This is a genomic window from uncultured Microbacterium sp. (assembly GCF_963521695.1).
Classification (GTDB): Bacteria; Actinomycetota; Actinomycetes; order Actinomycetales; family Microbacteriaceae; genus Microbacterium.
Genome location: NZ_CAUQWC010000241.1, coordinates 1 through 4,850 on the forward strand (window position 1 = coordinate 1; position 4,850 = coordinate 4,850).

The following is a 4,850-nucleotide window of genomic DNA, read 5'->3' on the forward strand; positions in this document are numbered from 1 at the left end:
GCACAGGGGTGAGGCCTCGCCGTACGCACTGGTGAGGGCGACGATGTCGGCGGCGCGGTACAGCTCGGGCACGTCTTCGCGCAGACCCAGGGCGTGGACGGGCACCTCCGGTCCCACGCCGCTCTCGGCCCGCAGCGCGAGGAAGGCGGGGTTGTCGGACGTCATGCCCGCCCCGCACACGACGTAGTGCGCGTCGGGGGTGCGCCGCGCGTGTTGGGCGACGGTCCGCAGGAACAGACCCGGGTCCTTCATCGCGTCGAACCGCGCGGCCAGGACGATCAGGGGCGCCGCCTCCGGGATGCCGAGGCCGGCACGGATGCGAGCGCGTTCGGCGCGTGTCCCCGGACGGAAACGGCGGGTGTCGATGCCGTTGTCGATGACCCACGAGGTCGCGGCGGCGACCCCGGCACGTGCGTAGGCGTCCGAGGTGGACTCGGCGCACGCGATCGTCGCCGTCACCGCACCGGACGCGGCCGAGTCGGCCAGCCATCCGAGAGCCGGGCCCGAGTGGGTCGGGTCGGAGCGGTGAAGGCACGCCGCGATCGGGCGGTCGGGCAGCAGACCCGCACGCTGCAGCGCGACGACGAGACTCAGGGGCTGCTCCTTGAGCGAGAGCACCACGTCGGCCTCGGAGAAGAGCGACGCCGCGCGGGCCAACTCGGCGGCCGTGAAGTCCTCGGGTGCGAGGGGACGATCCTCGGCGACGCGATCGAACGTGTCGATCCGCACGCCCGCGGTGCGCAGGCGGCGGAAGCGACCGTCGTCACGAGCGAGCTGCAGGGAAGCGTCGCGGCGCGCGGCCGAGGTCAGCGACAGCACGCGATGCTGCTGCGACCCGTCGCGGGTCAGACCCGCCACGACGTCGGAGTGCAGGATGCGCGCTCCACCGGCGAAGAAGCCCTCGTACAGCGACAGCACACGGACGGGTCGGGTCATCGGGTCGCCTCCGGGTCGGGATGCCAGCACCGCGGTCGCGGTCGTCCCATGCTGAAGGGTCCGACCCGGGTCGTGGGTTACGCCTGGGCGACCATCGAATGAACGCCCGCGCACGCGGTTCCCGGCTGCGCGCTCCCGCCCCGGTCGACCGACCGTGCCCCACGGCGCCTGGACGAGCTGACGGGTGTTCCGCGCGATGGTCTGACACAATCGGCGCACGCTCGCACCCCTTGCACGCCCGGGGGTGGACCGTGGCACCCCCGATGAAGGAGACGGCCGATGTACCTTCCCGAGGCGATCTTCCCCGCGCTTCTGCGCCTCATCCGCGCCAACAGGCCGTTCCGAACCGCCCAGGGGGCTCACGACGCCATCCGTGAGCGAGCTCTGCGGCCGGCCGCCTACGGCCCGCCCGCACGGGTGCGGTCCGACGTCTCGATCACCGTCGACCGCGACGGAGCGACACCGGTGTACACCGTGTCGCCCACGTCGGGGGGCTCTTCGGGGCACGTGATCTACGCCCACGGCGGAGGATGGATCAACACCATCCGTTCACAGCACTGGGCCCTGATCTTCCAGATCGCCGCCGAGGCACAGATCACCGTGACCGTGCCGATCTGGCGTCTGCTCCCGTACGGCGACGCCCAGGAGGCGAATGCGCTCATGCTCCGTCTGCACGCGGCGCTGCGGCGATCAGGCTCGTTCGTGCATCTCGCCGGAGACTCGGCCGGGGGTCAGATCGCGCTCTCGGCCGCACTCGCGCTCCGCGACGCGGGCATCGCAGGAGTCCGCACGGTCCTCATCGCTCCGGCCCTCGACCTCACGATCTCGAACCCCCGCATCCCTGACGTCCTCCCCAGCGATCCCTGGCTGGGCGTCGACGGCTGCCGCATCCTCGCGGAGAAGTGGGCGGGCGACCTCCCCCTCACGGACCCCGTCGTCAGCCCGCTCTTCGGTGATCTGCACGACCTCGGCCCGCTGCTGATCGCATCGGGCACGCGAGACATCCTGAACCCCGACGCCCACCTCCTCGTGGACAAGGCGCGGGCGGCCGGAGTCGATGTCACCGTCCTCGAACGCGCGGGCGCCGTGCACGACTTCCCGCTTCTTCCCACGCGGGTGGGCGCAGCCGCGCGCTCGCGCATCGTCGCCGCCCTCCGGGGATAGTCGCGCGGACCGGTGCACGGGCCTCAGGCGCACAGAGGATCGCCGCAATGGACGACGGGCGAGATGTCGACACCCGGCGGACCCACGCACGATGCCCCCCACAACGACCCGACGCGCCGACTCCGCGGGGGTGGGAGTCGACGCGCCGGGGGGATAGGGCCGCGGTCTTCAGGCGCGAGGCGCTGCCTCCGTCGCCGTGCCCGCGTCGCGCATGCGCGACCAGGGCCAGCGCGCCGTGCTGCGCTCCCGGGGCTCTTCGGTCGAACGCGGGACGATGCCGCTGCCCATGGCGGCCGACATGGCGGTGCTCCACCCTGAGCGTGCCTGCTGTCCGCCGTGCTGTCCGTAGATCATGGTGTTCTCCTCGCTCCCGTCTCCCGACGGGATGTCCGCCCGTCTCCCGACGGGTCGAGTCCCCGTCTTGTCGCGGGGTGCTGTTGGTCACAGTCATATCCCCGGACGAGGGCGCCGGCGGCCCTCTTGACATCGGCGGCGAGCTGCGTAGGGGCCCCCTTGCGAAGCGGCCGGACGCGGAGCATCGCGGCGTGCTTGCGTCATCGTGCGCGCGGCCTCGGACGCGAGACGGAGCGGCCGCCTCGTCCGGGCGCCGCGTCCGCACGGCGTCCCTGCGCCGCCCGACGTGGTGTCTGTCCGCTTCACCGACCGACTCGGGTGCGACGCGCGGAACGGAAGTCGCGCGCGTACATGGACGAACTGGGTACGATCGTGGGTCGTGCAGACCTCATCCGAGACATCCTCGCCGCCCGTGCCCGGGTCGGCACTCGGTCGATCCCTGCTGGCCTACGGAGAAGCGCGACGAACGGCCGCGTCCGAGGCGCGTCGCGCCCTGGGCCTGAACGAGCTCGACGCGCGCGCTCTGCTCTTCGTCGCAGAGAATCCGGGAGCCCGGCCCTCGCACGTGCGCGACCACCTCGGCATCACGTCGGCGGGGGTGACCACCCTCATCGATCGTCTCGTGCAGCGCGGCGCGGTGCGTCGCGACCTCGACGACGACGACCGTCGCGTCAACCACATCACGGCGACCGTCGACCTCGATGCACCCCCGTGGTCGTCACTGCGGGCGTTCGACGCCGATATCGAGGCGGCGATCGCCGCGGTGGATCCGGCCGAGGCGCGACGGGTGGCGCAGCTGCTCGAGCGCATCGTCGCCACGGCTGCGGGCTGAGTCGCCGGATCTCGATCGGACGCTGCCCACCGGGGGAGTCCTGACCGGCCCGCGATCGAGGCTGTCGTCGTCGCAGGACGCCGCTTCGCCGCTCGCCCCGGCGAACAGCCCCGACGGGGCGTCACCGCGTCAGCGTCTGCGAGTCCTCAGGCGCCGCGAGCGGCGAGGAACGCCTCGGACCGCGCCTGCAGGAAGGAGCACAGCGCCGCGAGAGTTGCGAGCTCGCCCGACAGGGCCATCACGCGCCCCGCGGGAAGGGGCGCGGCGTCTTCGCGCGGTTCGAAGGTGACAGACCACTCCGTCGACCCCTCGGCCGTGCCGGGCGCGACGTAGAACGTCGTCGACACGCTCCGCAGGCGAGCCGCGATCAAGCCCGCGTCTTCGCCTTCTCCGACGTCCTGCGGAATGACGCGCAGAATGTCGGCATCGTCGTATCCGAGGGCTCGGAAATCATCGACCCAGGACTGCAGCGTCGTCATGGTGCGAAACGGCATCGGCATCCCTTCGAGAACGGGCGCCGAAAGGCGACCCCCCTCATTATGGCGGGCGACGAGCATCCCGGCGCGGGGGCACGAATGCCGCGCCGAGACCTCGTGCGACCCGCCTTCGCCGGGGAACGACGACGAGACGGTCCGTGCAGCTCTCGCCGCTTCGGAAGCCCTGTCCTCCTCGCCGTGCGCGCAAAGGGCGCGGACGGACGATGCGCCCGGCGAACGAAAAGGCGCGCGTTGCGGCCACACATGCCAAATGCGCACCACAGCCATTTCAAAGGTTACGGTGGAGTGCGGGTGCGGGGGCATCGATGTCGATCGCGGGCCGCTCTGCCGACCACGTGAGAGCGTTCCCATACGTCCTCGCGTCCAACGACGCAATGGTCTTGCCGCACATTCTCGGACGATTTAGGAAACACTCGTGGAGCACACCAACATCGAAACCCGCGACGCTGAAACCGTCGAGCACCTGTGGCAGACGATCGTCCCCGGTGCGCGAATCGCACGAGCCGAGGCCATCCAGCCGGCGCTCGCCTGGCATGCCGCCTCCGAACCGGGTTTCGGATTCTGCGACTGGACGATGGGCTCCACGATGATGGTCGAGTCGGACCCTCTCGACCAGGTTGTGGTCGGACGCCTCGCCGGTCCCCGTGTGACGGGGACGTACCGGCGCGAACGCATCGACACCGCGGTGCCGTTCATGGTGGTCGACCGCCCCATCGAGTTCACCTTCACCGGCCGTATCGCCGGCACCGCCGTGTCGTTCGCCCGATCGGACTTCGACGAGGCCGCGCGCCGGCTCTCCGGCGACGACACGCTGCGCGTCCGGGCAACCGGGCACGCGCCGGTCAACGAGCAGCGGCTGCGCTATTGGACGCGCACGTGGGAGTACACCCGCGACGTGCTGCTGCGCTCGCCCGAGCGCACCCCGATCATCGAGCAGCAGGCCCGCACGCTCATGCTCGAGGCGTCGCTTCTCGCCTTCCCCACCACCTTCACCGATGCGCTCGCCGCGGGCCGTCCGTCGCGCCCGCTGCCCGCGCCGGTGCGTCGTGCCAAGGCCTACGTCGAGG

General features: G+C 71.4%; 6 protein-coding genes. 3 read left to right on the top strand and 3 right to left on the bottom strand.

Annotated elements, in window-relative coordinates:
• On the bottom strand, positions 1 to 936 hold a 936-nt coding region (locus RWP81_RS14300; protein ID WP_314457190.1), incomplete at its 3' end, for a glycosyltransferase.
• A 279-nt stretch (positions 937 to 1,215) separates the two neighbouring features.
• Between RWP81_RS14300 and RWP81_RS14305 the strand changes: the two genes are divergently transcribed.
• The gene (locus RWP81_RS14305) at positions 1,216 to 2,100 is read left to right on the top strand and encodes an alpha/beta hydrolase fold domain-containing protein (RefSeq protein WP_314457191.1); all 885 of its coding nucleotides are present in this window, start codon (positions 1,216 to 1,218) and stop codon (positions 2,098 to 2,100) included.
• A 168-nt stretch (positions 2,101 to 2,268) separates the two neighbouring features.
• On the opposite strand, the gene RWP81_RS14310 is transcribed toward RWP81_RS14305, so the two are convergent.
• On the bottom strand, positions 2,269 to 2,454 hold the full coding sequence (locus RWP81_RS14310) for a hypothetical protein (RefSeq protein WP_055956285.1): 186 nt from the start codon (positions 2,452 to 2,454) through the stop codon (positions 2,269 to 2,271).
• Between the two features lie 379 nt (positions 2,455 to 2,833).
• Here RWP81_RS14310 and RWP81_RS14315 point away from each other — a divergent pair, with 379 nt between their 5' ends.
• Entirely contained in the window at positions 2,834 to 3,286 is a 453-nt protein-coding gene (locus tag RWP81_RS14315) for a helix-turn-helix domain-containing protein (protein ID WP_314457192.1), read from the top strand.
• Between the two features lie 146 nt (positions 3,287 to 3,432).
• On the opposite strand, the gene RWP81_RS14320 is transcribed toward RWP81_RS14315, so the two are convergent.
• On the bottom strand, positions 3,433 to 3,780 hold the full coding sequence (locus tag RWP81_RS14320; protein WP_314457193.1) for a hypothetical protein: 348 nt from the start codon (positions 3,778 to 3,780) through the stop codon (positions 3,433 to 3,435).
• Positions 3,781 to 4,198: 418 nt separating this feature from the next.
• Between RWP81_RS14320 and RWP81_RS14325 the strand changes: the two genes are divergently transcribed.
• On the top strand, positions 4,199 to 4,850 hold a 652-nt coding region (locus RWP81_RS14325), incomplete at its 3' end, for a hypothetical protein (protein WP_314457194.1).

Excerpts from the sequence above, each read along its gene's own strand:
- RWP81_RS14305 (WP_314457191.1), top strand. The coding sequence starts at position 1,216 with ATGTACCTTCCCGAGGCGATCTTCCCCGCGCTTCTGCGCCTCATCCGC.
- RWP81_RS14310 (WP_055956285.1), bottom strand. The coding sequence starts at position 2,454 with ATGATCTACGGACAGCACGGCGGACAGCAGGCACGCTCAGGGTGGAGC.
- RWP81_RS14320 (WP_314457193.1), bottom strand. The coding sequence starts at position 3,780 with ATGCCGTTTCGCACCATGACGACGCTGCAGTCCTGGGTCGATGATTTC.